27 protein-coding genes are annotated in these 25192 nt (G+C 48.4%); 8 read left to right on the forward strand and 19 right to left on the reverse strand.

Annotation, left to right across the window (positions count from 1 at the left end):
* Window positions 1-963: 963 nt before the first annotated feature.
* Complete coding sequence (gene hemE / locus DTO96_RS12210) at window positions 964-2046, reverse strand: uroporphyrinogen decarboxylase (protein WP_114563760.1); 1083 nt, start codon at window positions 2044-2046, stop codon at window positions 964-966.
* Between the two features lie 121 nt (window positions 2047-2167).
* On the opposite strand from hemE, the gene DTO96_RS12215 reads away from it, so the two are divergent.
* Together DTO96_RS12215 and DTO96_RS12220 are read left to right on the forward strand one after the other, a co-directional pair.
* On the forward strand, window positions 2168-2401 hold the full coding sequence (locus tag DTO96_RS12215) for a heavy-metal-associated domain-containing protein (protein WP_114563761.1): 234 nt from the start codon (window positions 2168-2170) through the stop codon (window positions 2399-2401).
* A 16-nt stretch (window positions 2402-2417) separates the two neighbouring features.
* Window positions 2418-3059 (forward strand): DUF5677 domain-containing protein, encoded by a 642-nt coding sequence (locus DTO96_RS12220; RefSeq protein ID WP_114563762.1) that lies wholly within the window; start codon window positions 2418-2420, stop codon window positions 3057-3059.
* Window positions 3060-3243: 184 nt separating this feature from the next.
* On the opposite strand, the gene DTO96_RS12225 is transcribed toward DTO96_RS12220, so the two are convergent.
* Together DTO96_RS12225 and DTO96_RS12230 are read right to left on the reverse strand one after the other, a co-directional pair.
* Window positions 3244-3831: a DUF3501 family protein gene (locus DTO96_RS12225; protein WP_114563763.1), complete on the reverse strand. Its 588-nt coding sequence runs from the start codon at window positions 3829-3831 to the stop codon at window positions 3244-3246.
* A gap of 69 nt (window positions 3832-3900) precedes the next feature.
* On the reverse strand, window positions 3901-5262 hold the full coding sequence (locus DTO96_RS12230) for a (Fe-S)-binding protein (RefSeq protein WP_114563764.1): 1362 nt from the start codon (window positions 5260-5262) through the stop codon (window positions 3901-3903).
* Between the two features lie 10 nt (window positions 5263-5272).
* On the opposite strand from DTO96_RS12230, the gene DTO96_RS12235 reads away from it, so the two are divergent.
* Entirely contained in the window at window positions 5273-5506 is a 234-nt protein-coding gene (locus tag DTO96_RS12235) for a hypothetical protein (RefSeq protein ID WP_114563765.1), read from the forward strand.
* Here DTO96_RS12235 and DTO96_RS12240 read toward each other — a convergent pair.
* Complete coding sequence (locus tag DTO96_RS12240) at window positions 5476-5898, reverse strand: rubrerythrin family protein (RefSeq protein ID WP_114563766.1); 423 nt, start codon at window positions 5896-5898, stop codon at window positions 5476-5478. The genes DTO96_RS12235 and DTO96_RS12240 overlap by 31 nt on opposite strands.
* A 331-nt stretch (window positions 5899-6229) precedes the next feature.
* Between DTO96_RS12240 and DTO96_RS12245 the strand changes: the two genes are divergently transcribed.
* The 3 genes from DTO96_RS12245 to DTO96_RS12255 are packed head-to-tail and all read left to right on the forward strand — an operon-like array spanning window position 6230 to window position 8065.
* The gene (locus DTO96_RS12245; protein WP_114563767.1) at window positions 6230-6799 is read left to right on the forward strand and encodes a cysteine hydrolase family protein; all 570 of its coding nucleotides are present in this window, start codon (window positions 6230-6232) and stop codon (window positions 6797-6799) included.
* Entirely contained in the window at window positions 6796-7704 is a 909-nt protein-coding gene (locus DTO96_RS12250) for an EamA family transporter (RefSeq protein WP_114563768.1), read from the forward strand. The genes DTO96_RS12245 and DTO96_RS12250 overlap by 4 nt, the downstream gene beginning before the upstream one ends.
* A 49-nt stretch (window positions 7705-7753) precedes the next feature.
* A complete protein-coding gene (locus DTO96_RS12255; RefSeq protein WP_114563769.1) occupies window positions 7754-8065 on the forward strand; it encodes a DUF1272 domain-containing protein in 312 nt (103 codons plus the stop codon).
* Between the two features lie 99 nt (window positions 8066-8164).
* On the opposite strand, the gene DTO96_RS12260 is transcribed toward DTO96_RS12255, so the two are convergent.
* Both DTO96_RS12260 and DTO96_RS12265 read right to left on the reverse strand, forming a co-directional pair.
* Entirely contained in the window at window positions 8165-8398 is a 234-nt protein-coding gene (locus DTO96_RS12260) for a (4Fe-4S)-binding protein (RefSeq protein ID WP_114563770.1), read from the reverse strand.
* Between the two features lie 50 nt (window positions 8399-8448).
* Window positions 8449-8727 carry a GNAT family N-acetyltransferase gene (locus DTO96_RS12265; RefSeq protein ID WP_114563771.1) on the reverse strand — a complete coding sequence of 93 codons (279 nt, stop codon included), beginning with the start codon at window positions 8725-8727 and terminating at the stop codon, window positions 8449-8451.
* Window positions 8728-8833: 106 nt separating this feature from the next.
* Here DTO96_RS12265 and DTO96_RS12270 point away from each other — a divergent pair, with 106 nt between their 5' ends.
* On the forward strand, window positions 8834-9766 hold the full coding sequence (locus tag DTO96_RS12270; RefSeq protein ID WP_114563772.1) for a GlxA family transcriptional regulator: 933 nt from the start codon (window positions 8834-8836) through the stop codon (window positions 9764-9766).
* Here DTO96_RS12270 and DTO96_RS12275 read toward each other — a convergent pair.
* The 7 genes from DTO96_RS12275 to DTO96_RS12305 all read right to left on the reverse strand — a co-directional run bounded on the left by DTO96_RS12275 (window position 9744) and on the right by DTO96_RS12305 (window position 17461).
* A complete protein-coding gene (locus DTO96_RS12275) occupies window positions 9744-10187 on the reverse strand; it encodes a CopD family protein (protein WP_114563773.1) in 444 nt (147 codons plus the stop codon). The genes DTO96_RS12270 and DTO96_RS12275 overlap by 23 nt on opposite strands.
* Window positions 10188-10283: 96 nt before the next feature.
* On the reverse strand, window positions 10284-11666 hold the full coding sequence (gene hemN, locus DTO96_RS12280; RefSeq protein ID WP_114563774.1) for an oxygen-independent coproporphyrinogen III oxidase: 1383 nt from the start codon (window positions 11664-11666) through the stop codon (window positions 10284-10286).
* Window positions 11667-11942: 276 nt separating this feature from the next.
* Window positions 11943-12554, reverse strand: coding sequence for a nucleoside/nucleotide kinase family protein (locus tag DTO96_RS12285; protein WP_114563775.1), 612 nt, complete (start codon window positions 12552-12554; stop codon window positions 11943-11945).
* 303 nt (window positions 12555-12857) lie between these two features.
* Window positions 12858-14594, reverse strand: coding sequence for a glutamine--tRNA ligase/YqeY domain fusion protein (locus tag DTO96_RS12290; protein ID WP_114563776.1), 1737 nt, complete (start codon window positions 14592-14594; stop codon window positions 12858-12860).
* A 281-nt stretch (window positions 14595-14875) separates the two neighbouring features.
* A complete protein-coding gene (ptsP, locus tag DTO96_RS12295) occupies window positions 14876-16624 on the reverse strand; it encodes a phosphoenolpyruvate--protein phosphotransferase (protein ID WP_114563777.1) in 1749 nt (582 codons plus the stop codon).
* Window positions 16625-16627: 3 nt separating this feature from the next.
* Window positions 16628-16897, reverse strand: a complete 270-nt coding sequence (locus DTO96_RS12300; protein ID WP_114563778.1) for an HPr family phosphocarrier protein — start codon at window positions 16895-16897, stop codon at window positions 16628-16630.
* A 147-nt stretch (window positions 16898-17044) separates the two neighbouring features.
* Window positions 17045-17461 carry a PTS sugar transporter subunit IIA gene (locus DTO96_RS12305; RefSeq protein ID WP_114563779.1) on the reverse strand — a complete coding sequence of 139 codons (417 nt, stop codon included), beginning with the start codon at window positions 17459-17461 and terminating at the stop codon, window positions 17045-17047.
* Window positions 17462-17651: 190 nt separating this feature from the next.
* On the opposite strand from DTO96_RS12305, the gene DTO96_RS12310 reads away from it, so the two are divergent.
* Window positions 17652-18557 (forward strand): pseudouridine synthase, encoded by a 906-nt coding sequence (locus tag DTO96_RS12310; RefSeq protein ID WP_114564052.1) that lies wholly within the window; start codon window positions 17652-17654, stop codon window positions 18555-18557.
* A gap of 92 nt (window positions 18558-18649) precedes the next feature.
* Here DTO96_RS12310 and DTO96_RS12315 read toward each other — a convergent pair whose 3' ends face one another.
* The 6 genes from DTO96_RS12315 to DTO96_RS12340 all read right to left on the reverse strand — a co-directional run bounded on the left by DTO96_RS12315 (window position 18650) and on the right by DTO96_RS12340 (window position 24955).
* Window positions 18650-19165: a septal ring lytic transglycosylase RlpA family protein gene (locus DTO96_RS12315; protein WP_114563780.1), complete on the reverse strand. Its 516-nt coding sequence runs from the start codon at window positions 19163-19165 to the stop codon at window positions 18650-18652.
* A gap of 77 nt (window positions 19166-19242) precedes the next feature.
* Complete coding sequence (rodA, locus tag DTO96_RS12320) at window positions 19243-20352, reverse strand: rod shape-determining protein RodA (RefSeq protein WP_114563781.1); 1110 nt, start codon at window positions 20350-20352, stop codon at window positions 19243-19245.
* Window positions 20349-22328 (reverse strand): penicillin-binding protein 2, encoded by a 1980-nt coding sequence (gene mrdA, locus DTO96_RS12325; protein ID WP_114563782.1) that lies wholly within the window; start codon window positions 22326-22328, stop codon window positions 20349-20351. The genes rodA and mrdA overlap by 4 nt, the downstream gene beginning before the upstream one ends.
* Window positions 22329-22410: 82 nt before the next feature.
* Entirely contained in the window at window positions 22411-22911 is a 501-nt protein-coding gene (gene mreD, locus DTO96_RS12330; protein WP_114563783.1) for a rod shape-determining protein MreD, read from the reverse strand.
* Window positions 22912-22913: 2 nt separating this feature from the next.
* Complete coding sequence (gene mreC / locus DTO96_RS12335) at window positions 22914-23873, reverse strand: rod shape-determining protein MreC (RefSeq protein WP_114563784.1); 960 nt, start codon at window positions 23871-23873, stop codon at window positions 22914-22916.
* 41 nt (window positions 23874-23914) lie between these two features.
* Window positions 23915-24955, reverse strand: a complete 1041-nt coding sequence (locus DTO96_RS12340; RefSeq protein ID WP_114563785.1) for a rod shape-determining protein — start codon at window positions 24953-24955, stop codon at window positions 23915-23917.
* Window positions 24956-25192 lie beyond the last annotated feature (237 nt).

The following is a 25192-nucleotide window of genomic DNA, read 5'->3' on the forward strand; positions in this document are numbered from 1 at the left end:
TTAAACATTTTATAAAGTCATTAAAATTCAATATGTTAATCAAAAGACAGAGAAGCAATTGTAAAAAAAACCTTGGTTTGTATTTTACAAACACTTAAAAAAATCAGTTGATAAAGTCAAGTCAATTTCAACAATTTTTACATCACAAATAAACCTCATTTGCCTTGATTTAATCTAAAAAAAATGTTTCATAAAAATCAAAACAACAGGCTTGCCCTGGCAAACCCGCTTTCGATAAAAAACATAAGCGATTGATTTTATTAATTATTTTACATTTACCCACAAAAGCTGTGGATAACTTTGTGGGTAACCCTTTAAAAAACAGAACAAATCCCGTCAAATCAAGGGTTAACCTAAAATGAGCAAATTTTACACAATGATTAAAAAGCTTTAAATTCAACAACTTACATCAATACATTTGCACTCCAAAGGTGTTGTATTGCAGTGCCGCATATTTTTAATCGCTTTTAAAAAATGTGGGTAAGTCAAGTGCTTTTAAGTTTTTTTTGCACAAAAAACATCGAAAAAAACCCATGTATTTTTTCACACTCAACTTGCTTTTTTTGTGACTTCCATTGACCCCACTTAGCGGCGGCTATGATGCTTAAATTTAAGTTATTACGCTAACACATTTGATTTCATTGAACTTTTTAACTTACCCACAAAACCTGTGGATAACTTTGTGAGTAAGTCGTGGAAAAGTAAGAGAAAGCCAGTAAAATCGGGGCTTAACCTAAAATGCTCATTTTTTACACAACGATGAAATTCATTTAAAATCAACAACTTAAATATCTAAAAAGCCTTGCAAGGCACCCATCCAGCGCCAAACCGCATGCTAGTGCGTTTTCTTAAAGAATGTGGGTAAGTCAAGTCTCTTTTCACTTTCGTTGACTAAGTACAACCCATTATTTAAAGGTATAGCTCTTTTAAAAACAGGCGTGCTAAAAAAAGAGCGAATTTTAATTATTGCGGTGCAGAAAGTCGCAAATCTTTGCTGTAACTGTGCACCTCATCCACCAAGACCTTCACTGCATCGGGATGAGTGAACTGAGAAATACCGTGACCTAAATTAAATACATGTCCAGGGTGGTTGCCATACGCATCCAAAACACGACGCACTTCCTGTCGAATCGCTGCGTCTGAGCCGAACAAGACCATCGGATCAATATTCCCTTGTAAAGCCACTTTATCACCCACTCGAATGCGTGCAGAGCCAATGTTCACAGTCCAGTCCAAGCCCAGCGCATCAGCACCCGATTCAGCCATGCGATCCAACCAAACAGCACCGCCCTTGGTGAACACAATCACAGGGATGCGTTCACCGTTGACCTCTCGGGTCAAGCCTTGCATCACTTGGCGCATGTAAGCAAGAGAAAAGTCTTCATACGCATCATGCGACAAAGAACCACCCCACGTATCAAAGATCATCACGGCCTGCGCGCCTGCGGCAATTTGTGCATTCAAGTACTGCGTTGTCGCTCGGGCATTGACCATCAGGATGTGATGCAATAAATCAGGACGCATGTACATCATCGATTTAATCGTTTTAAACTCACGTGATGAACCTCCTTCCACCATATAGCATGCAATGGTGTACGGGCTGCCCGCAAAGCCAATCAGTGGCACACGACCATCCAAAGCTGAGCGTATTTTAGCCACCGCATCAAATACATATTGCAAGCGTGCCATGTCAGGTACTTCAAGGCGTTGCACCGCCACCTCGTCCCGCAAGGGACGGTCAAATACGGGGCCTTCGCCCTCCACAAAACGCAGCCCCAAGCCCATGGCATCGGGTACCGTTAGGATGTCGCTGAATAAAATCGCTGCATCGAGGTTGTAGCGGTCAATCGGCTGCAAAGTCACTTCCGTTGCCAGCATGGGGTTTTGCGCAAGTTGCATGAAGCTGCCCGCCTGTGCACGGGTGGCGCGGTATTCGGGCAAATAACGACCCGCTTGACGCATCAACCATACGGGTGTGTAAGGCGTGGCTTCGCGGCGCAAAGCACGCAAGAAATAATCGTTTTTGAGTGGCGCAAATTGGGTCATAATGTTTTCAATTCAATTTATAATGTAAGCTGTTATTGTAACAAAGCATCACCACGTTGAGCGATCGAATCTGTTATTTCTATTCACATTTAAACAGCATTAAAACAACTGAGTAAACCCCATGAACCAAACTTACACCGTCTCTGGCATGACTTGCCAACACTGCGTTGCCCGAGTCCAAACCGCTTTGTCCAGCGTGGCTGGCGTTTCTAATGTCAATGTCAGCTTGATGCCCCCGCGCGCCACCGTTGAGGGTGAGCACATCGACCTATCGGCCCTTGCCGCTGCGCTGGCAGGCACACAATTCACGCTCACAGACGCCCCTGTGATTGCGCCTAAAGCCATCAAACGCTAAGCACCACGCGCGCACCATGTACAACGCCACCCACCTGCAAGCGCAATTCGATGTCGCTTGCCAAACCATTGTTGGTACCCCCTTTGATGCCAAACAACCCGCGCACATCCTCGCGGTGGGCTTGTATGTGCGTGCCACCGAGACCGCAGGCGCAGTGTTGAGCATTTACCCCACCCAGTTTCATTCGGCCATCCTGACGCTGGGGCGGACATTATTGGAGGCGATTGCACAATTGGGGTATTTGTCAAAAGACACGGTGAAGCATTACCACGCCCTGACGCTGATGGATTTGGAAGAAACATTACACCGACTGGAAGACAATTCCCATCAAAAAACCGATTTGAGCCAATTGCATGCGGACATCGAACATTACAAATCATTGGGTGTGAAACGTGTGAGCCTGAAGCGCATGCTGGCGGACTGGGGTTACGCCGAGGTGTATGAAAGCTATCGTTTTTTAAGCCATCATTCGCATGTGTCGCTGTCCAGCATTGCCGACACGTCGATTAAACATGCCAGCATGAATTTGGGCAGCCAGATGAGCCCTGAAGTACAAAATGCCATTTTTGGCCTGTTGATCGAACTGTTAAAAGAAGGCGAAATTGCTTTTTTGCGTGTTTTAAACACACCATTGAGCCCACCTTCTTCTGCCACTTAAAAAAACCATGTCAACGTGCACATGGTTTTTTTAAATGACGTCGGTTCAAAACAGATGCCGCTCCCAAAGAATCCAATATTTATGGGTTAGTAGACCTATTTTAATTTCTTCGTGTTTGTGTCTACGCCCACTCAAAACCTTTAATTTTAAACAAGCACAAAACAGGGCTTTACTCTGCGATCGCCTATAAATCCGCCAGTAAACTCGTGCGGGCATCTCCTGTCACCACCGTCTGCTCGGTGTAATGTGGGTGATCACACCCCACAGTCAACAACGCACCCGCCGTCAACGCAGCACACATGGCCTCAGCCAATTCCCAGCGGCAAAAATGAACCGCTGAGGTTTTTTCCTCATTTTCACGATCCAAATCTTCATCTGCAATCGCATACACCCGCTCAAAATCACCCACCTGAACATACAAATGGTCTTCGATGCCAATCAATTGAGCCAAAGCCATTCGACGATCGTCGACATTGGGGTATTCCAACAACACCGTGGCCTTCCAGTTGCCTCCCGTTGGCATCAATGGGGCATACGTTTCAATTTCACTCCGAATACCTTCCTCCTCAAATATTTTTTCGATGCGTAGCATTTCCTGTATTTGATAACGCACCGTCATTTCACTTTCAAATTGAATATTTAAGTGTTCACCCAACTGCACCGAACGCATGCGGCGATGGGCGATAATGTCGGCTTGATGCACTTTGCGCCATGTGCTGTAGGCTTCAAGCGACATGAGGGAGCTGGTGTCGATGTGTCCTGTCATCTGCATGATGATGTCTCCAAAAAATTGAAATGATGTGAGGCGAAATGACACATGCCATAGCGCTTGGATGCAGTGTTATTTTTTCGGCGCATCCAAACCGTATGCCATGCGCACCAATGAAAGTGGATGCGCCAACTGCGGCTCCCCAAGTTGATTGACTTCAAAACCTTGCGCAATGTGGTGCCCACCCAATGGACAGTCCGAGCTGATGTAGTCGGGTTTTGCGCCATCTTTCATGTTCGCCATCGCTTTAAACACAGGCTTACCAATCTTCAGTGCATCTTGATGGTGTGCTTTTTTCACCCCATACGTGCCCGCATGACCTGAACAACGTTCGATCGTATTGATCGTGGTTTCAGGTATCATTTTGAGCATTTCTTCGGTCTTTTTACCGATTTTTTGCACCCGCCCATGACATGGAATTTGATAACTGACATTGCCCAATGGCTGTGGAAACTCTGTTTTCAGCAACCCATCCCGTTTACGCAACATCAGGTATTCAAAGGGATCATACATGGCCTCTTTGACCAACTGAACATCCGCATCATCGGGGTACATCAAAGGAATCTCTTGCTTGAACATCAAGGTACAGCTGGGGACTGGCGACAGGATGGCGTAGCCTGCACGCGCATAACGTGCCAATACGGGAACATTGATTTCTTTGCTGGCATTGACCGCTTCAAGGTCGCCGAGTTCCAGTTTGGGCATACCGCAACATTTCTCCTGATCAACCAATTCATAAGGAATGTGATTGTGCGTGAGGATTTTGAGCAAATCATGCCCGATCGCAGGTTCGTTATAATTGACAAAACATGTGGCAAAAATGGCCACCTTGCCAGGGGCACTTTTCCCTTCTTTGACCTCAACATCGGGTGACTTGGCCGCCCCACTGCGAAACTTCGTCGTTGCAAAATCAGGCAACCATGCATCCTGATCGACCCCCAAGGTTTTCTCCATCACTTGGCGTGCCACTTGGGTGTGGTTGATGGCATTGATGGTTTGCACGACCACTGGAATGCCTGCAAACATGCCATGCGTGTCGGTTGAAGCCAGCAATTGACTGGCTTTAGACACCTCACCTTTTTTGAATTGAATCGCCTTTGCGCGCAATATGGTGTGCGGGAAGTCAAGGTTAAATGGATGGGGTGGCACATACGGGCATTTGGTCATGTAACACAGGTCGCACATATAGCACTGATCAACAACTTTCCAGTAATCTTTTTTGTCGACACCATCGACTTCCATCGTTTTACTTTCATCCACCAAATCAAACAAGGTTGGAAAAGCGCCACACAGGCTGACACAGCGGCGACAACCATGGCAAATATCAAAGATGCGCTCCATCTCAGTCAGGCAAGCCACCTCGTTGTAAAACTCAGGATTTTGCCAATCCAAAGGATGCCGCGTGGGTGCTTCAAGTGAACCTTCTCGAGTCATGACAAGCTCCATGGGTGGTTGGTCAGTCGGTAAAACATCGGTAACGAGTGGTGAAGCGGATGCGGCCACATGGCATGACCACAATCAAAGCCACCTGCATGGGGGTACATCTCTGCACAATGCACACAGCCCCATGTTCAATCGCACAGGCGAGCCTGCACGACTGATCACGCACACAACCGATGACGAGCGGTTTAACGCCAGAGCAAAAGTTCACTCCACGAATTCATTCAACGCTTTTTGATAGCGGTTGGCATGACTCCGTTCAGCTTTGGCCAATGTTTCAAACCAATCGGCAATTTCATCAAAACCTTCTTCGCGTGCTGTCTTTGCCATACCGGGATACATGTCGGTGTATTCATGGGTCTCGCCCGCCACGGCAGAAGCCAAATTATCACGCGTCGCACCAATCGGCATCCCTGTCGCGGGATCACCCGACTGCTCTAAAAACTCCAAATGCCCATGTGCATGGCCAGTCTCACCTTCAGCAGTTGAACGGAATAAAGCCGCCACATCGTTTTGACCTTCAATATCGGCTTTGTTTGCAAAATACAAATAACGACGATTCGCCTGTGATTCCCCTGCAAATGCATCTTTCAACGATTGCTCTGTTTTAGAACCTTTTAATGCAGCCATGATGTTCTCCTTAAATGAAAAAATCGGTGCTCAACGGTCGTTCAGCCCTTTCAATGTAGCCCCCTCCAACTCAAATGTCCAGTCAAAGAGATCAATCAGTCTGATTATAAAAAACTATCGATTCAGGCAAAATAAAAGGTGCATTTTGCTTTCCGAATCATTTTCATGCGACAATTTAAAGCCAGTTCACCCATATTTCACTCATTTTCATGCGAACCATTCAGATTGACCTTTGATGTCTTTTTTTGAATGTCAATTGTCTCATTCACCTCTGTTTATAGGCTGTCTAACCCCTCATACTGTGTCATCAAATCAACCACTGGAGGTACAAATGAACACGGCGTTATTGGTCATCGATGCACAACAATCGTTTACTCAACGCACACATTGGATCGACAGCGAGGCGGCTCCATACATGCAAGCTCAACAGGCTTTAATCGATGGCGTGCATCGATTGGGCAGACCTGTTGTACAGATTTTCCACCACGATGACGACGTGGAATTTCAATTGGACAGCGGTTTTGTGCGCACATTGGATGGCCTTCAAATCACCCCCGAAGCAATTTTTCACAAAACCCGCCACAGCGCATTGGTGGGAACGGGCTTGGATGTGTGGCTGCGTCAGCGCGGCATCAACCATTTAATTGTTTCTGGCATTCGCACCGAACAGTGCTGCGAAACAACCACGCGCCATGCATCCGACCTTGGCTTTAAAGTGGACTACGTCACCGAAGCGACCCACACGTTTGCCATGCAACATGCCGCCAGCGGTGAGTGCTTTGATGTGGCGGCGATTAAACGCCGCTCCGAACTGGTCTTGGCGGGACGATTTGCGCACATTCACACCGTGAGCAGCGTGCTCAACGCATTGGCTGCATCACAAAGGGAGGTGCTCGCATGAGCGCATTGGACATGGGGCGTGCGTTGCTGATTGTGCTGATTTGGGGGGTGAATTTTGTGGCCATCAAAATTGGTTTGCAGCACATCCCACCGTTTGCGCTCGGTGCGTTGCGCTTTGCAGCCGTTGCCTTACCTGCGGTTTTTTTCGTGGCACGCCCACGTTTGCCTTGGCGTTGGCTGTTCGCTTACGCATTGTGCATCAGCTTTGGTCAGTTTGCATTTCTGTTCATCGGCATGCGACTGGGCATGCCTGCGGGCTTGGCATCATTGGTGTTGCAAGTCTCTGCGCCGTTCACACTGATCTTTTCAGCTTATTTTTTCAAAGAGTCGGTAAAGTCGCATCAAATCATCGGCATGCTCATTTCAGCCGTGGGTTTGGTCTGTCTAGCGAGTTACTCTTTAGCGCAACGTTCGCCCAGTCAATCGGAGGTCTCATGGATTGGTTTTACATTGACCGTGTGTGCGGGTGCATCATGGGCACTGGGCAATGTCGTGAACAAACACATCGCCCGCTCAAGCCCCGTGCCATTGCTCAATCTCGTGATTTGGGGCGCGCTGGTGGTCTTGCCTTTTTTCACCATCAGTGCATTGTGGTTTGAAGGACTGGATGTGTTTGCCCGCATCGCCGTTCAATTCACATGGCAAGATGTCGCCGCCATCGCTTACATTGCTTACCTTGCAACGATTGTGGGCTATGTGCTGTGGGGCGGTTTGCTCGCGCGTTACCCTGCGTCATGGATTGCGCCGATCACCCTCATGGTGCCGCCCATTGGCCTGACCGCTGGCTTTGTTTTGCTCAATGAACACTTGATGGGTTGGCAAATCTTTGGCATTGTGGTGGTCATGGTGGGTCTGTTGTTCAACGTATTGGGTCACCATGTGTTAGAACGATTGCAAAGACGATAGCCCCACACTGCACAGCAGTATTCATGTTTCAGATATTGAAGGAAAAATCATGTTAGAGCTCAGACCAAACTGCGAGCATTGCAATGTCGCGCTGCCACCCAGTGCCGTTGATGCACGCATATGCAGTTACGAATGCACCTTTTGTGCCCATTGCGTCGACACCATTTTGCAAGCCAATGTGTGCCCAAACTGTGGCGGTGGCTTTGTGCCTCGCCCCATACGGCCATTCAACGATTGGCACAATGGCAACTGCCTCACATCGGATCCCGCCAGTACGGCGGTTAAGTTTCGCCCTGTGAACATGAGCGCTTATGCGGAACTTGTGGCAAAAGTCTCTGGCTTGCCGCCAGAACAGAGGTGATCTCATCAAAGTGAGGGCACTTGGGTTGCCCATAAGGCTCACCCAATGTGCCATTCAGCCTGTTGGAGCCTGTGAAGCCTATTGGAGTCTACTGCCCTTCTAATCGCTTTTTGACTCATCGATATAAGACAAAGCCCCCGTTGGGCAACGCTCCACTTGGGCAATCAATTCAGCCGTCGTGGCATTTTCAATTTTAATCCACGGTTTTTCTTTTGGATTGTACACAGCAGGCAATGTTTTCACGCACACCCCCGCATGCTGACACAAACCATTTTGCCAAACAATGGTGATTTCGCCATTGCTGTATTTTTTGATGGTGTTATTTTTGTCCATGCTTGCCCCCGAAAGTTGACTTCAAAAAATGAAGCCGTCCACTCTAAATATCACAAAACATCATGAAATGCCTCAGTTTTATCAAAAACACTTTTGGCAAAAGGGCACAAAGGAATGATTTTGATGCCCCTCTCCCGTGCAAAAGCAACCGCTCGCTCAACCATCTGACGACCGACACCTTGGCCTTTAAGCGACGCGTCCACCGCCGTATGGTCAATGATGATTTTTTCATCGGCCAACCAAACATAGGTCATCTCTGCCACATCATGCTGATCAATTTGAACGAAAAAACGACCCTTTTTACCATCATCGTGTTGTTGAATGTCCATTTAAACCCTCTTTTCTTCAAGTGACTTATGACACAATGCATTGATTTCATGTGAAAAAAACATCATCTCATCTCTTATTGAACATTTCCTGAGCAATTAAAAGACCATGCGCACCATACCCATTTACTTTGTGATTCTACCCAACACCCTGCTCACCGATTTGGCGATCAGTGCAGATGCATTGCTGTACAGTAATCGATTTCAAGGTGATGTGCAATTCAAACTGCATTTTATTGGCATGGCACATCAAGTCAATACGTCAATTGGACTTGCTTTGATGAACATACAGCCATTGCCAGCCCAGTTGCCAATTGATGCGGTGGTCATCGTACCTGGAACGGCGGGAAATTGGAACGAAGACACAACATCCACCGCCATCACAGCAGCGTGGCTGAGCACATTGCCCACGAAGCAGCCCTTGATTTGTATTTGTGCGGGCAGCATTTTAGCTGCAATGGCGGGTTTACTCAAACACAAACGCTGCACCACACATCACGCCCACTATGACGACCTGCGGCGCATCGAACCCACAGCGGTGTTGGAAATGAACCACATGTACGTCGAAGACGGGCACATCATGACCAGTGCAGGCGTGACCGCTGGGCTGGACGTGACCTTGCGCTACATTGAAAAAACCACAAATGCCCACTGTGCTGCCAGCGTCGCTCAACACATGGTGGTCTATCAGCGCCGTGCCAGCCTCGACCCAGAGCCATCGCCACTGCTACAACACCGCAACCACATCCACCCTGCGGTGCATCGGGTGCAAACCGCCATCCTCGTCAATCCTACACACCCGTGGCACACAAACGACATGGCCGACGTGGCCTGCGTCAGCCCTCGGCATTTGACTCGGTTATTTAAGCAAGAAGCGGGGATTTTGCCACATGAATACCTGCGCAAAATCCGAGTCGGACTCGCGCAACAATTGAATTTAGAACGCCGACACAGCCAAGAAGAGCTTGCCTATCGGGTGGGATTCACCTCAGCGCAGCAGTTGCGGCGCGCTATGAAGCTCAGTAAAACCAACCCGTCCTAAATGAAACCCCAACAACAGCAAACAAAACAGAAATCAAGGTCACAGGCACAATGTGCCAAGCCATGACGGTTAAATTGTTGGCCGACAATTTGGGAATGACACGAAACTTCGCATGAATCGCAAAAGCGACGCTGGCGGTCAGCAACAACAACTTGACTGCAATCAACCGCGCCACAGGATTGTCAAACGCCAACCACTGACTGACATCTGGCAACATGTGATGAGCCAACCACACACCAGTCAAGACCTGAAGCAACAATGCGGGCATGCCAATGCGTTCATAACCCGATTCAAAGCGTGACAACTGCTCAACGGATTTTTCCCTTAATACGCGAGGCAACACCGTCAGTGCGAGCACCAAATGCCCTCCCGTCCAAACCATCGCCCCCAAAACATGAAGAAGTAAGATCACGCCGTACATAAGCCCTCCTTTTGGTTGAAAAATTCACCGGTGCGGGATCCGCTCAGCCCAGCCACCAGCTTAACCATCATCTTAATCATCACTTCAATCGCACCTCTAAATCATCATCGAAAACAAACGCGTTTCAGGCTGTTTCGCCCACAACCGCACGTCAAATGCCATCGCGATGTTGCGGATAAAGGGTCGTCCTGACTCGAGCACGGTGAGGCTGTGATCGGTTAAAACCAACAAGCCATCGGTACGCATTTCCTCAAGTCGTGCGACAATCTCTGGTAACTCAGAAATGCGCATCGCCTCATCTGACCAATCGGTGTGCATGCGACACATGATGTTCAAGATGTGCTGGCGCACAATGAGATCCTCATCGGTCAACAGGTGACCGCGCTGAATCGGCCACTCATCGGCCTCTATGCGAGCCAGATAACCGTCCAAATCTTTATCGTTTTGAGCAAACCCCGACCATACGTCCGAGATTGACGACACGCCAAGACCAATCATCAGCTGCGTATTGGTTTCGGTATACCCCATGAAATTGCGATGCAGTCGCGCCTCTCGCATGGCAATGCATAAACTGTCTGTCGTGCGGGCAAAATGATCCATACCCACTTCCACATAACCCATGTCATCAAATAAATCCTTACCCAGCTCATACAGTGCGCGCTTCACAGGACCGCTCGGTAAATCGGCCTCATCAAACCCACGTTGACCATTGCCTTTAATCCACGGCACATGTGCGTAACTGTAAAAAGCCAAACGATCAGGTGCCAGCTCAGCGGTCTTGCGAATTGTGGCCTCCACAGAAGCGATGGTCTGATGCGGCAAACCAAACACAAGGTCATGGCTGATCGAGGTGTAACCGATGTCACGCGCCATCTCATGCACACGCTGTACATGTTCAAAGGGCTGAATCCGATGAATTGCGGCCTGCACTTTGGCATCATAATCCTGAACACCATAACTGACACGGCGAAAACCCACATCGAACAACGCTTGTAAATGCTCGCGGGTCGTGTTGTTTGGATGCCCTTCAAAGCTAAATTCACGCCCTTCGGCACGCTCGGCATGCTTGAATAAACCCTCGATCAACGCAGTCAAATGCTCAGGGCTGAAAAATGTGGGCGTTCCGCCACCCAAATGAATTTCTCGAATGCGCGGCGGCTCATCTGAATGCTGCGCCAACAAGTCGACATACATGCGCCACTCTTTCAGCAGCGCAGCGATATACCGCGCCTCAACCGAATGCTTGCGCGTGATGCGTCGATTACACGCACAAAAGGTGCATAGGCTTTCACAATACGGCAGGTGAATATACAAACTCACCCCTTGATTGGCATTGCTGATTTTGAAGGTATCAATGGCATTTTTTAAATAAGCAAGCGTACTAAAATCAGCCTCCTGCCAATACGGCACGGTCGGATAACTCGTATAACGTGGGCCTGCGACATTGTATTTTTCAACCAAGTGATGCGGTGTTTTCATAGGTAAAATTTAAGTGTGAATCCATTAAACGACACGGCGCTTGTCCCAAACGCCATATTGGAAGTGTTGTATCTGACCATTGATTGCATTCGTAAAGGCATCAGAACAGTTCATGAGTCCGTTTGCGCATCCCCGCGCCCTGACTTGGGAACACAAGCCCATAGAACAAGCCCAAATGTTTCTCCGCAGCACATGATGAAAAAATAAACTTCGCATTTCATCACCCATGAGAGGTGTGTGGCAGTCGCGCCCTGCAGTCGAAACCATCAAAAGGCATCACGCCCAAGGCACCAACCAATCCGCCAACGGTTTACATTGCTCAATCAAACGCGCATTGGGTTCATCACTCGCCATCACCCACGCCCGCGCCGCTTCAGGCGTGCGCCCAAATTGCACATGGCGCTCGATCAAACGGGGCATGCGCAGCACCTCATCCACATCAACATACCAAGACGCATCCAGTAGGGGGCGCACATGCCGCCATGCGCCTGTTTGCAACAACAAATAATTGCCCTCCGCAATGACCAGAGGTGTTTCAGGTGCAATCGCAATGCTGCCCGCAATCCCCGCCTCCAAGCTGCGATCAAACTCAGGCGCATAAATCACTTCATCCGTCTGATGGCGTACACGCGACAACAACGACACAAAACCAGCGGCATCAAATGTGTCGGGCGCACCTTTGCGCTGATCACGTCCCAAACGACGCAATTCGGCATCCGCAAGGTGAAAGCCATCCATCGGCAAGACCACCACCTGCGAACCAAAATGTTCAACAATCTGGGCCACAAGGGTTGATTTACCCGCTCCAGGTGCACCGACAATGCCAAGAATTTGGCGTTGTCGCGTGTCGAGTAAATGTTGAATGTTATTTTTAATATCGGAGTGCATGCCTCGCGCCTTATGATCAGGGCATTCATGAAAAGGATTCAATGACGTGATGATCTTTGACCTCACATTGAACTCAAACAATTTATTTTTTCTTAAAACAAAAGAACAAAGGCAACACAATCATCAAAGACAAGCCAATGGCAATGAGAAACCGCGCGGACCAACGCTGAGACAAAAACCAAGCAATGCCACCTAAAACAGGTGGACAGAACACATGGCAAATCACTTGTACCGTGAAGCCAGCAAAAGTTGACTCATCAATGCATTTCTCTCACCTTTCTGGTTCAAACTCACAGAGTCTCATCACCGTTTTTGCCAAGTGTCCTTCAATCCAACGATCCGATTAAACACCAACGCACCCGCTTTTGAATCCACTTTATCGGTCACAAAATAACCGTGGCGTTCAAATTGAAAATGCGTTTCAGCAGCGACGTTGGCAATGCTTTGTTCAACCATGCCTTGTGTGATGTGTTTGGAGTCGGGGTTAAGGGCTTGCAAGAAATCTTTGCCACCTGCATCAGGGTGTGCGTCGTTGAACAGACGGTCGTACACACGGATTTCAGCGGGGACGGCAGAGACATCGGACAACCAGTGGATGTTGCCTTTGACTTTGTAGTTGTTTGAGCCTTCAGTGCCGCTTTTGCTGTCGGCGAAATAGTTCGCGTGGACAGCGGTGACGTTGCCGTGTTCATCGGTGTCAAAGCCCGTGCATTCGATGACGAAACCATAACGCAAGCGCACTTTGTTGCCCACAAACAATCGGAAGAAACCTTTGACAGGCTCAGCCATAAAGTCATCTTGATCAATCCACAACTCGCGGGTCAGTTCAAAATGACGCTCACCCATTTCTGGGTGGTGCGGGTGAACAGGGGCTTTGCACGGTTCTGCATGGTCAACAGGGTAGTTGTCAAGGATGAGTTTCAATGGCTTGAGCACAGCGACCGCGCGTGGGGCTTTTTCGTCCAAATCATCGCGCACGGCTTGCTCCAGCACGCTCATGTCAATCCAAGAGTCAGCCTTTGACACACCAATGCGTTCACAAAACAAACGAATCGATTCTGGGGTGAAACCACGACGGCGAATACCCACAAGGGTCATCATGCGTGGATCATCCCAACCATCGACTAAATTTTCTTCAACCAATTGCAACAGCTTGCGTTTACTGGTGATGGCGTAGGTCAAATTAAGGCGCGCAAATTCAGTTTGTTCGGGCAATGGCTGAGCCAATGCGCCCACCTCAACCAAACGGGCAAGCACCCAGTTGTACAACGGGCGGTTATTTTCAAATTCGAGCGTACACAGCGAATGCGTGACTTGTTCAATCGCATCGGAAATGCAGTGGGTGAAATCGTATAACGGGTAAATGCACCATGCATCGCCCGTGCGGTGATGGTGCACGAAACGAATGCGATAAATCACGGGGTCGCGCATGGCGATGAACGATGAGGCCATGTCGATTTTGGCGCGCAAGACATGCTCGCCTTCTTTAAACTCACCCGCTTTCATGCGACGGAAAAGATCCAGAGACTCGGCGGTTGGGCGATCACGATGAGGCGAGTTTTGTCCCGCTTCATGCAGTTGACCGCGCTGGGCACGAATGGTGTCCGCATCTTGACTGTCGATGTAAGCGTGGCCCGCCTCAATGAGTTTTTCTGCAAAAGCATACAGTTGCTCAAAGTAGTCGGATGCATAGTGCAAATGCTCGCCCGTCGCATCCGTCCAGTCAAAACCCAACCACTTCACCGTACTTTTGATTGAGTCAACATATTCAGTGGACTCTTTTTCAGGGTTGGTGTCGTCAAAGCGCAGGTTGCAGCGACCGCCATACGTTTGCGCGAGGCCAAAATTAATGCAAATGCTTTTCGCATGACCGATGTGTAAATAGCCATTCGGCTCAGGTGGAAAGCGGGTGATGATCGGCGGTAAACCCACGCGGTCATATTTGTGTTGTGCCGCATCGGCTTCAATTTTTTGACGAATGAAATTGGATACAGTTTCAGCGTTGTGCTCTGTTTGTGTTGCGGTATTTTTTTCAGTCATGGTTTGGTAAACATTTAAATTCAATCATCAGATTGGAATGGTGGATTGGGTTTCACACGACAAACACGTGGCGCAAAGTGATTCAAGGCCATGCTCATTTGTGAATCTAAAGACGTCGGATAAGTCCGTTTTTTCAACAGTCGGTTCAAGTTACTTGACATTTAAAACACATGTCGAGCTTAACCTTTGGGTTTTAATCGGTGCTTTCATTTCATCAAAGTCTGCTGATAAAACACATCACATCGATCACGGAAAAACAGGGTCTTTTTTGTCTTTCTTGCCTAATGTGCTTTTTGATTCAAGTCTTTGATTCGCTGTCGAATCTTAACTTGCTCATATTGAAGCAACACATCTTCAGCGGCTTTTCTGCTCTTTTTTGATGAGGCTTTGAGCACGCGCTCTTTGACGCTCAAAACCTGTGCGGGCTGCATCGAAAACTCGCGCAAACCAAAACCAAGCAGCAAGCGTGTCAATTTGGCATCGCCCGCCATTTCACCACACACAGAGACCCCTTTTTTCGCACGGCGACACAAATCAATGGTATTGAAAATCAAGCGCAATACCGCTGGATGGGTTTCTTCATATAAATGGGTGACCTCGGCATCGCCACGATCGACTGCCAAAGTGTATTGCGTCAGATCATTCGTACCGATGGACACGAAGTCAATCAAAGGCAACAGTATGGGTAAAATGATCACGGCAGATGGAATCTCAACCATGATGCCGACCTGAATGCTGCGGTCAAAAGGAATATTTTTTTCAGTCAACTGCTCACGCGCTTTATAATACAAATTGAGTGCCTGCTGTAACTGCTCCAAGCTGCTGATCATGGGCAACAAAATTTTAATTTTGCCATACGCCGAGGCACGCAGAATCGCCCGCAACTGCGTTAAAAACATGTCTGGATGCGCCAAACTGTAACGCACAGCACGCAGTCCAAGGGCTGGATTCAACGGGGTGATGTAATCGTCGGTGGCCAAGTTTTTGTCCGCACCGATGTCAAGCGTTCGAATGGTCACAGACTGCCCCACCAATGCAACAGCAACCGTTTTGTAAGCAATGAACTGCTCTTCTTCTTCAGGCAAGTGTAAACGATTCAGGAACAAAAACTCACTGCGGAACAAACCCACACCATCCGCACCGACTTGCTGAACCGCTTGCACATCACTGGGCAACTCAATATTGGCCATCAACTTGATTTCGCTGCCATCCAACGTCCGTGCACGCTGGTACACCAAATTACCCAAACTGGTTTGGTGAATGCGTTGTTCAACCTGTAAACCCCGATAATGGCTCAGCAACAACTCATCTGGATTCACCAGCACCACGCCATTGGCCCCATCAATGATGACCCATTCATTTTCTCGAATGAGGTCTCGTGCTTGGCCTGTGGCCACAACGGCGGGGACACCCAAACCACGGGCGACAATCGCCGTATGGCTGGTCGTACCGCCCAAGTCGGTGATGAACCCAGCCAAGGCGCGGTCTTTGAATTGCAACATATCCGCAGGCGTGATGTCATGTGCCACTAAAATCATGTCATCATCAAAGGCTTGTGGCCGAACATTGTTTTCAATGACCAAGCCCGCATGTTCTCGAATGGCTCGCATGATGCGCGTACCCACTTGCATGACATCCTGCTTGCGCTCACGCAAATAAGGGTCTTCAAAGGCCTCAAACTGCTCTACCAATTCATTCACTTGCGCTGACAATGCCCATTCTGCATTGTAGCGCTTGTCACGCATGAGGCTTTTGGGATACTCAATCAGCATGTTGTCTTGTGCAATCATGGCGTGCACTTGCAGCATGGCACTCATTTCATGTGGCGCATCATCATCCAAACCGTCTTGCAGCAAAACGAACTCTTCTTGCACATCGCGAACCGCCGCTTCAAAACGTTTTATTTCAGCATCAACGCGGTCAGAAGCGATCAAATAATGGGGCGCCTCCAAACTGACGTGAGCGAGCAAATGCGCTTTACCAATCGCAATTTTTTCACTGACTCCAATCCCATGAATGCTGAACGTCACGTATTACTCCCCTTCACCAAACTTATTGGCAATTAAGGCAAGCACAGCGTCCATTGCAGGCATTTCATCTTCGCCATCGGTTTCAATCGTCACCACAGAACCTTTACCCGCCGCCAACATCATCACACCCATGATTGACTTCGCATTGACACGACGACCATTCCGTGTGATCCAAATTTCACTTTTAAATTTGGTTGCTGTTTGAGTCAACACACCCGAAGCGCGCGCATGCAAACCCAGTTTATTCACAATGGTTGTTTCTTCTTGAATCATACAATCCTTTATCAAAAACAGCGAAAACCTCTTTGTGGCTTTCAATCTCAAGGCGGATGCCACTCAAGCCATGAATGGCCAAGCACACCAACCCCTTCTTTTCATTCCCTAACAGCGCAATGTACCTAGACCATTACTAACAGGCCATCATGGCGCACAAGTTGACATTGAGGTTTCATCTGCATAACTCGCCACCCCATTTTTACCACCGTCTAAAGCTTTCTCAACCACTTGCGCCAAAGGCAAATGGCGATAATTCAATGCGCGCAACAACATGGGCACATTCAAACCATAAACTAAACGTGTGTTTGAACTTAAGTTGGCCATGCGCTGTGCGCAATTGGCTGGGGTTGCCCCGCAAATGTCTGTCAAAATCAACACACCATCGCCATCATCCAACTCCAGCAGTGCTTCTGCGACCAATTCATTGACCTCATATGGGTCTTGGTCGGCAATCACGTCTAGCGCACGAACATTGTCAGGTGCCTTCTTATACACATGGGTGGCCGCAGCCAAAAAAGCAGCGGACAACGGTGTATGCGTCACCAATAAAATACCAATCATCTTCTCTCTCACAAAAAAAGCAGTTACTTTTTTTGAATGTACAGCTCCCATGTCATTTTAACGGAATTTCCGAGTCGAGATGGGGCAAATACGCACCCAACACGCGCCAAACAAGCGAAGTTCATCCAATTTCCATGCATCACTTGCCCATCAAAGAAATTATCCGTACACTGAAAACATGAATGATTTTATGGTTTCCCCCTTGCCACCACGAGATGGCATCAACCCAAGCGTGGTTTGGTTATCTACAGGCCCATGGCTCACCCTCATGGATTTTTTATTAGAACGCTTTCCAAATGTGCCCACCACCGTTTGGCGCAACCGTTTAGACAAAGGTGAAGTCGTATCATCGAATGGAGAACGAATGGCTTCAAGCAGCCATTATCGGGCAGGCTTGTGCCTGTATTACTACCGTGAAATCGCTGATGAGGAAAAAATACCATTTTTTGAAACCGTGTTGCATGAGACAGAGCACCTGCTGGTGGTGGATAAACCACATTTTTTGCCTGTCACTCCGTCAGGCATGTACCTAAAAGAAACACTGCTCACTCGATTGCGTCAGACATTCAACAACCCCACATTGTCCCCCATCCATCGGTTGGATCGTGACACCGCAGGGGTGATCTTGTTTTCAAAAAACAGCGCGACACGGGGTGCCTACCAACAATTATTTGCCGAACGAGCCGTTCATAAAACCTACCACGCCATCGCCAGAACACAGCCAGACCTGAGTTTTCCATTGATTCATCGCAGCCGCCTGGCTGAGGCCAATCAATTTTTCATCATGCATGAAATTGAGGGTGAAGCCAACAGTGAGACACGCATCAGCTTGATGAAATCACACGGCACATTGAGTTTGTATCAATTGGAGCCATTGACTGGCAAAAAACACCAGCTTCGCGTGCACATGTCCAGTCTTGGCATGCCGATCATCAACGATGCTTTTTACCCACTGACCCACCCCAAGCAAGCAGATGATTACAGTCGCCCCCTGCAATTACTGGCAAAAAAAATTAAATTCATCGACCCCACCAACCATTGCCCTTGCAGCTTTGAAAGCATGCAGGTGCTCAAACTGGGGGAAAGTTTGTCATAAGCTTTTATTTGCAGAATGCACAGCCCCATAAAAAACGCCGCCCCGAAGGGCGGCATTTGATGGCATGCATGGATCCATGTGCACAACCTTGCTTACTGTTCAACCACTTCCAGTTTCACTCTCGCAGTGCCTGAACCTGTTGAACCGATTTGCTTGGCTGCAGCAACCGATAAATCAATCACACGACCACCGACATAAGGTCCGCGGTCATTCACGCGAACAATGGCACTTTGACCATTGTTCAGGTTTGTGACCTTCAATCGGGTTCCAAACGGCAAGGTTCGATGGGCAGCGGTTAAGGCGTTCATATTAAATGTCTCGCCATTTGCCGTGCGTCGGCCGTGAAACCCTGGACCGTAATACGAGGCCACACCTGTTTGTAAAGCGCGTAACTTAGCGTCCGTAGGTGCAAAACTGGTTTTCTGCACTTTAGCGCCTAGCGCATTGTATCCAAATGATGTTGGCCCGTTTACTGGGTAATCGGCAACCGCCATATTGGGGGTTACCATTTCTTTTGCAGAGGTCACCGCACTTGTAAATCCAACTGCTGCAAATGCTGTGACACTGACTGCGAGCGCAATGCGCTTACGTATTTTCAAACGAATCATACCGTCCTACTCCTTGTAGACGGGGTTTTAGACTGATCGTTATTATTATAGGAGGTCGTCTTACCCGCAAGTGTGCATCATCTGATTCGATGGTGGCGCACACTCATTAACATGCCACAACCTACGCCTAAGGTAATTAACGCAGTTCCGCCATAACTCATGAACGGCAGTGGCACTCCAACCACTGGCAACATCCCAGCCACCATCCCCATATTGACAAAAGCATATGTGAATATAATCATGGTGATGGCCCCTGCCAGCAGACGTTCAAACCTCGTGGACGCGTCATGTGCAATCGACAAACCACGAAAAATGAGAACAGAGTATAACACAAGCAATAGCAATACTCCAATAAGGCCAAACTCCTCCGACAATACCGCCAGTAAAAAGTCCGTGCTGCGCTCAGGCAAAAACTTCAAATGGGTTTGTGTACCCTGTTCAAAACCCTTACCCAACCAGCCTCCCGAGCCAATCGCAGTTTCTGCTTGAAGAATGTGGAAGCCTGCACCACGGGGATCAGAACTTGGATTGAGCAACACTTCAATGCGTGTGCGTTGATACGGTTTAAGAAATTGCCACATGATTGGGAAGCTGACCACGGCTGAGGTCAAAAGCCCCACAATGACTTTCCAACTCAGTCCAGCAAAGAAAATCACATAAGAGCCCGCAAACACCACCAGCAATGCGGTACCCAAATCGGGCTGTTTGGCAATCAACAAAAAAGGCACCAACAAAAGCAATGCGGCAAGACCAAATGCAGTCCACGCCCGCTTACCGCTGATCACACCCGTGAGGTGAAAATAATACGACAGCATGAGTGGCACCGCAATTTTCAACAATTCGGATGGCTGAATCACAACACCGAGATTCAACCAACGTTTTGCCCCCAGACGGGTTTGCCCAACAACAGCCACCCCAATCAGCAGCACAACACCCAGCGCATAGAGCGGCACCGCCGCTTTCATGAGCCATTGTGGCGGAATGTAGGCAAAAGTCAACATCACAAAAAAGCCAATGATGAGGTTTCGAATGTGATCGGGAAAGCGATCGGGAATGTCCGATGATGCACTGTACATCGTCACGATACTCAATGCAGCGATCAGCATTAAAACAAAAATCATGACCCCGTCCAATGGGGCAAATACTTTCCGAATGCCCGACAACTGGGGCTGAGCGCTCAATCTCATGGCTTTTTAACCTGTGTTGTGTCTGTATTTTTAGAATCCACTTTTATCGCCAAAGGTGATGCAGTGACATTCGAATTCATGATGGTCGGGGTATTGAAACGCTTTCCTGCTTGCGATTCATTAAACGCTTGCAATGCTCGGTGCACCACAGGTGCCGCAGCCGAAGCCCCAAACCCCCCATTTTCAACAATCGCAGCAACCGCAATTTTTGGGTTGTCCGCTGGATAGAAAGCGATGTACAACGAGTGATCACGCGAAAATTCGCCTTTCACACTTTGTTTGTAGGTTGAGTTTTGTGCCACGGTAAACACCTGCGCTGTACCTGTTTTCCCCGCCACTTGCCCTGGTAAATCATTAAAAATACCACGACCTGTACCTGAAATATTCACCTGCACCATGGCTCGACGAATCAGATCAATGTCAGCAGGAGGAATTTGCAAATCCAAAGCCACTTGCGGCTGCGTCTCCACCTCTTGACCGCTCACGGTGTCCATTTTGGCTTTAAGCAAATAGGGCTTCATGCGCACACCACCGTTGGCGATGGTGGACACGCCGTTGGCCAACTGCAATATGGTGAAAATATTTTCACCCTGCCCAATGCCCAGATTGATAGTACGCCCAGGAGACCATTCTTTTTTCTCACGTCTCATCGCCCACTCACTGGACGGCAACAAACCAGCGGACTCGCCAATCAAATCAATACCTGTTTTTTGACCGAAGCCAAAACGCGAGCTTTCTTGGTGAATCAAATCAACACCCATTTTGTAGGCCAGATCATAGTAATACACGTCAGAGGACACCGCAATGGATGTGAACATATTCACTGCGCCATGCCCGCGTCCACCTGTTGAGTCTCGATATCGATGACCACCAAACACATAAACACCACCATCCTGCATCACCATATTTCGATCACGCGCACCCGAATGCAATGCTCCCAAGGCCATGAAAGGCTTATAGGTTGAGCCTGGCGGATAACCGCCTCGCAAAGCTCGGTTCAACATGGGTTTATTTTTGGAGTCATTGAGTGCTTTCCAATCCTCATCAGAGATGCCATCAATGAACAATTTAGGATTGTAAGTAGGCGAACTCACAAAGGCGAGCACTTGTCCCGTTGAAGGTTCAATGGCCACCAATGCACCACGGCGACCGGCATAAGCCTTTTCAATTTCCGATTGCATGTAAGCATCAATGGTCAATTTAACGCTTTGACCATTGACCGCAGGCTCACTACCGAGCTCACGTAAGCTTTGGCCGCCCGCATACACTTCCAACATTTGATAGCCCGCTTTGCCATGCAAAATGGATTCATAGCTTTGCTCAATCCCTGTTCGACCGATTTGAGAGGTACCACGGTAGGTGTCACTGAGTTGCTCTTCTTCCAAACGGGCTTTGTCTTGTTTATTCAGTCGCCCCACATAACCGACCACATGCACCCCCATCCCTTCATTGGGGTACTCACGGAAGCTGCGTTTTTTAATCTCAACGCCTTTAAAACGGTATTGCTCAACAGAGAAACGGGCCACTTCTTGTTCCGTCATTTTCAGGCGAACGGGAATGGAATCATGTGCTTGTGCATCTTCTTTGATTTTTTTGAAACTTTTCAGATCCGCATCAGTGATTTCAATGTATTGCTTGATCTGCTCGATGGTGCGCGCGATGGTATCGGCTTCTTTTTCTTTGGGGTCTAATTTGGGCAAATCATCGGGCGTGATTTCTAGCGAAAACCCCTCGGTGTTTTTCGCCATTGGCACCCCCCAACGATCAAAAATTGAACCACGCTCTGGTGCGACGGGCACCATTGATGTGCGGTTGCTTTCAGCCTTGATGTCAAAGGCTTCGTGGCGAACCACTTGCAAATAAACAAAACGCGCCACCAAGGCGCTGAAACACACAAAGACCAACAATTGAGCCACCATCAATCGTCGTTTAAACAGTTCTTGCTGTGAGGTATTATTTGAATTATCAAAGTTCATGTTATCGCCATTGACCCAGACATCCGATGGCCGCTGTGTGAGGTGTTATATTTTATAATAAAAGCATATTCAAAACAAAAGCTTAGTGTGCAACCCAAGAGCCCATGGTTTTGGATTGAGCACCGCGCGTCAGCATCCAGGCGAGCAACATCCACGCCAAAGTACCCAAAAAAACCCAACCCACTTGTAACACATCCACGGTGTGCCCAGCCAGCAAATGGAAAAAAGCGCGAACCAACTGCATGGCAAGCATCAACGTTGTGCCATACAAGGCTTGCAAAAACACAGAGGCAAACTGCAAGCGAGGAGACAACAAACGCATGCCATACACCAACCACACATACATCAAAGCGTGCTCACCCAAAGTGGATGTCTGTTGAACGTCCATCAAAATACCCATGATAAAAGCCAGCACAAACGAAATGCGACCCGGCTGATAAACCGTCCAAAACAAAAGAACAAACCCCATCCAGTCCAGCCACACGGTTTGACGCACCGTCAAAAATGACAATGCCCAGCTTGCAATCAACGTGACCCAGACCACACGCGCCTTCACTGCACCCAACCATTGTTCAATGCGCATATTTATTTTTTCCCCTGAGCCTGTTGCTTTTCTTGTGCTTGCGCACGGGCACGTGAGCCAAGCGTATCAGGCATGGCATCTTGCTCGACTTGTTCTGTTTGCAATTTGCTGCGTTTGGCCATATTGGTCACATCGGCCACCTGCAAGACCAGGACATAACGTGCTGACATGCCTTCAGCAGTTGGCACCACAGTGATTGTGGATTGACCATTTTCACCCGCACTTTCAATTTGGCTGACCCGCCCAACAGACAGATGCTCAGGGTACAAACCATCTTTACCCGATGTCACCAACACATCATCCACTTTCAAAGGCACTTCCGCGCTGAAAAAACGTAGAGACAACAAACCCTCATTGGTGTGACCAGAAATAAAACCGCGCACATTGGGATCGTTTTGCAGCTGCACGGGCACCGTCATTTTGGTGTCCAGCACCAAGGTCAATTCCGATGTCAAGGGGGTCACATCCGTGATCTGCCCCAATAAGCCTTGCGCTGTGATCACAGGCTGACCAGCAATGATGCCATCATTGCTGCCTTTACTCAAAACCAGTTTACGCGCATAAGGGTCCACCACTTGATACAGCACCTGTGCCGCAATGGATGGAGTGGTCAACTTGGTTTTTAAATCCAACTGCGCACGTAAAGCATCGTTGTCGCGCTCATATTGTGTCAGCTGAGTGATGCGAGCGGCCTGCTCCTGATTGGTAGCAGTGAGTTTTTGATTGTCCAACGCCAAACTCTGCAAGTCATAGGCGTGGTTGAATGTATCGTTCACCCAACTTTGGGCAGCATGCAAAGGCTGTTGTACCAAACCCAAAGCAGCACCCACCACATTTCGAAGCGGTTCGAGACGACGCGCCTTGCCATCGGCCGCCATCAAAACAACGGCTAAACCACTGGCAAGTGCAAGCCGTACCCACGTGGGTGTGGTACGGCGAAACAATTGATAATCTTTTTTCATGACGCGCTATGCCTCAGACTGACTTGCTGTGCGTCAATGAATTATTCGTACGAGAACAACGATGGGAGTTTTTCGATGTAATCGAGCGCCATACCAGAGCCACGCACCACACAAGTCAATGCCTCCTCGGCCACATAAACGGGTAAACCCGTTTCTTCTTGCAGCAAGCGATCAAGGTCTTTCAACAACGCGCCGCCGCCCGTGAGCACAATGCCTGTTTCTGCGATGTCCGAGCTCAACTCTGGTGGCGTTTGCTCTAAAGCGATTTTGACCGTTGACACAATGGCATTCAACGGCTCAGACAGGGCCTCTAAAATTTCATTGGAATTAACAGTGAAACTGCGAGGCACGCCTTCAGCCAAATTGCGACCTTTGACTTCGATTTCCATGACGTTTGCACCAGGGAAAGCCGTTCCGATTTGTTTTTTAATCAATTCAGCAGTGGGCTCACCAATCAACATGCCGTAGTTGCGACGGATATAATTGACAATCGCTTCGTCAAACTTATCACCACCCACGCGCACGCTGTTTTTGTATACCATGCCACCCAAAGAAATCACGCCCACTTCTGTCGTACCACCACCGACATCAACCACCATTGAGCCACGCGCTTCAAACACGGGCAAACCAGCACCCAATGCTGCGGCCATCGGCTCTTCGATCAGCAGCGCTTCCGATGCGCCTGCATTTTGAGCCGATTCACGAATTGCACGACGCTCCACTTGAGTCGAGCCGCAAGGCACGCAAATCACGATGCGCGGGCTGGGTTTGAACAAGTTAGATTCATGCACAGAACGGATGAAGTGTTTGAGCATGGTCTCTGTGACGCTAAAATCAGCAATCACACCATCTTTCATCGGGCGGATGGCATCGATGTTGCCAGGCACTTTACCCAACATTTGTTTGGCTTCCAAACCCACTGCTTGCACTTGCGCACGCCCTGTTTTACCATCATGACGAATCGCAACGACAGAAGGCTCATCAAGAACGATGCCTTGATTTTTGGCAAAAATCAAGGTGTTTGCAGTGCCCAAATCGATCGCTAAATCGTTTGAAAAGTATTTTCGAAAAAAATTAAACATAACAATCCTTTGTATTGGTCTCTCACGCTTTCGACATCATTTCGCCAACTTGCAAAAAAATCTGCCAAAACCGCATCATTTCAATGTAATTTCGCTCTATTGCAAAGAGCGACAAACCATTCACAATTTTCAAGGCCTTCCTCATTTGAACATCACCTCAAAAACAAAATATGTGGCCGCAGCACGCGCTGCCTAAATAAGGCACATCAGCTGTCTTTTGCGCCATTTCTAAAACGT

Origin of the sequence: Ephemeroptericola cinctiostellae (genome assembly GCF_003339525.1) — a bacterium.
Taxonomy (GTDB): domain Bacteria; phylum Pseudomonadota; class Gammaproteobacteria; order Burkholderiales; family Burkholderiaceae; genus Hydromonas; species Hydromonas cinctiostellae.

Bases quoted from the DNA above. Each gene is read 5' to 3' on its own strand.
- hemE (WP_114563760.1), bottom strand. From the start codon at position 2,046: ATGACCCAATTTGCGCCACTCAAAAACGATTATTTCTTGCGTGCTTTG.
- DTO96_RS12215 (WP_114563761.1), top strand. From the start codon at position 2,168: ATGAACCAAACTTACACCGTCTCTGGCATGACTTGCCAACACTGCGTT.
- DTO96_RS12220 (WP_114563762.1), top strand. From the start codon at position 2,418: ATGTACAACGCCACCCACCTGCAAGCGCAATTCGATGTCGCTTGCCAA.
- DTO96_RS12225 (WP_114563763.1), bottom strand. From the start codon at position 3,831: ATGCAGATGACAGGACACATCGACACCAGCTCCCTCATGTCGCTTGAA.
- DTO96_RS12230 (WP_114563764.1), bottom strand. From the start codon at position 5,262: ATGACTCGAGAAGGTTCACTTGAAGCACCCACGCGGCATCCTTTGGAT.
- DTO96_RS12235 (WP_114563765.1), top strand. From the start codon at position 5,273: ATGGGTGGTTGGTCAGTCGGTAAAACATCGGTAACGAGTGGTGAAGCG.
- DTO96_RS12240 (WP_114563766.1), bottom strand. From the start codon at position 5,898: ATGGCTGCATTAAAAGGTTCTAAAACAGAGCAATCGTTGAAAGATGCA.
- DTO96_RS12245 (WP_114563767.1), top strand. From the start codon at position 6,230: ATGAACACGGCGTTATTGGTCATCGATGCACAACAATCGTTTACTCAA.
- DTO96_RS12250 (WP_114563768.1), top strand. From the start codon at position 6,796: ATGAGCGCATTGGACATGGGGCGTGCGTTGCTGATTGTGCTGATTTGG.
- DTO96_RS12255 (WP_114563769.1), top strand. From the start codon at position 7,754: ATGTTAGAGCTCAGACCAAACTGCGAGCATTGCAATGTCGCGCTGCCA.
- DTO96_RS12260 (WP_114563770.1), bottom strand. From the start codon at position 8,398: ATGGACAAAAATAACACCATCAAAAAATACAGCAATGGCGAAATCACC.
- DTO96_RS12265 (WP_114563771.1), bottom strand. From the start codon at position 8,727: ATGGACATTCAACAACACGATGATGGTAAAAAGGGTCGTTTTTTCGTT.
- DTO96_RS12270 (WP_114563772.1), top strand. From the start codon at position 8,834: ATGCGCACCATACCCATTTACTTTGTGATTCTACCCAACACCCTGCTC.
- DTO96_RS12275 (WP_114563773.1), bottom strand. From the start codon at position 10,187: ATGTACGGCGTGATCTTACTTCTTCATGTTTTGGGGGCGATGGTTTGG.
- hemN (WP_114563774.1), bottom strand. From the start codon at position 11,666: ATGAAAACACCGCATCACTTGGTTGAAAAATACAATGTCGCAGGCCCA.
- DTO96_RS12285 (WP_114563775.1), bottom strand. From the start codon at position 12,554: ATGCACTCCGATATTAAAAATAACATTCAACATTTACTCGACACGCGA.
- DTO96_RS12290 (WP_114563776.1), bottom strand. From the start codon at position 14,594: ATGACTGAAAAAAATACCGCAACACAAACAGAGCACAACGCTGAAACT.
- DTO96_RS12300 (WP_114563778.1), bottom strand. From the start codon at position 16,897: ATGATTCAAGAAGAAACAACCATTGTGAATAAACTGGGTTTGCATGCG.
- DTO96_RS12305 (WP_114563779.1), bottom strand. From the start codon at position 17,461: ATGATTGGTATTTTATTGGTGACGCATACACCGTTGTCCGCTGCTTTT.
- DTO96_RS12310 (WP_114564052.1), top strand. From the start codon at position 17,652: ATGGTTTCCCCCTTGCCACCACGAGATGGCATCAACCCAAGCGTGGTT.
- DTO96_RS12315 (WP_114563780.1), bottom strand. From the start codon at position 19,165: ATGATTCGTTTGAAAATACGTAAGCGCATTGCGCTCGCAGTCAGTGTC.
- rodA (WP_114563781.1), bottom strand. From the start codon at position 20,352: ATGAGATTGAGCGCTCAGCCCCAGTTGTCGGGCATTCGGAAAGTATTT.
- mrdA (WP_114563782.1), bottom strand. From the start codon at position 22,328: ATGAACTTTGATAATTCAAATAATACCTCACAGCAAGAACTGTTTAAA.
- mreD (WP_114563783.1), bottom strand. From the start codon at position 22,911: ATGCGCATTGAACAATGGTTGGGTGCAGTGAAGGCGCGTGTGGTCTGG.
- mreC (WP_114563784.1), bottom strand. From the start codon at position 23,873: ATGAAAAAAGATTATCAATTGTTTCGCCGTACCACACCCACGTGGGTA.
- DTO96_RS12340 (WP_114563785.1), bottom strand. From the start codon at position 24,955: ATGTTTAATTTTTTTCGAAAATACTTTTCAAACGATTTAGCGATCGAT.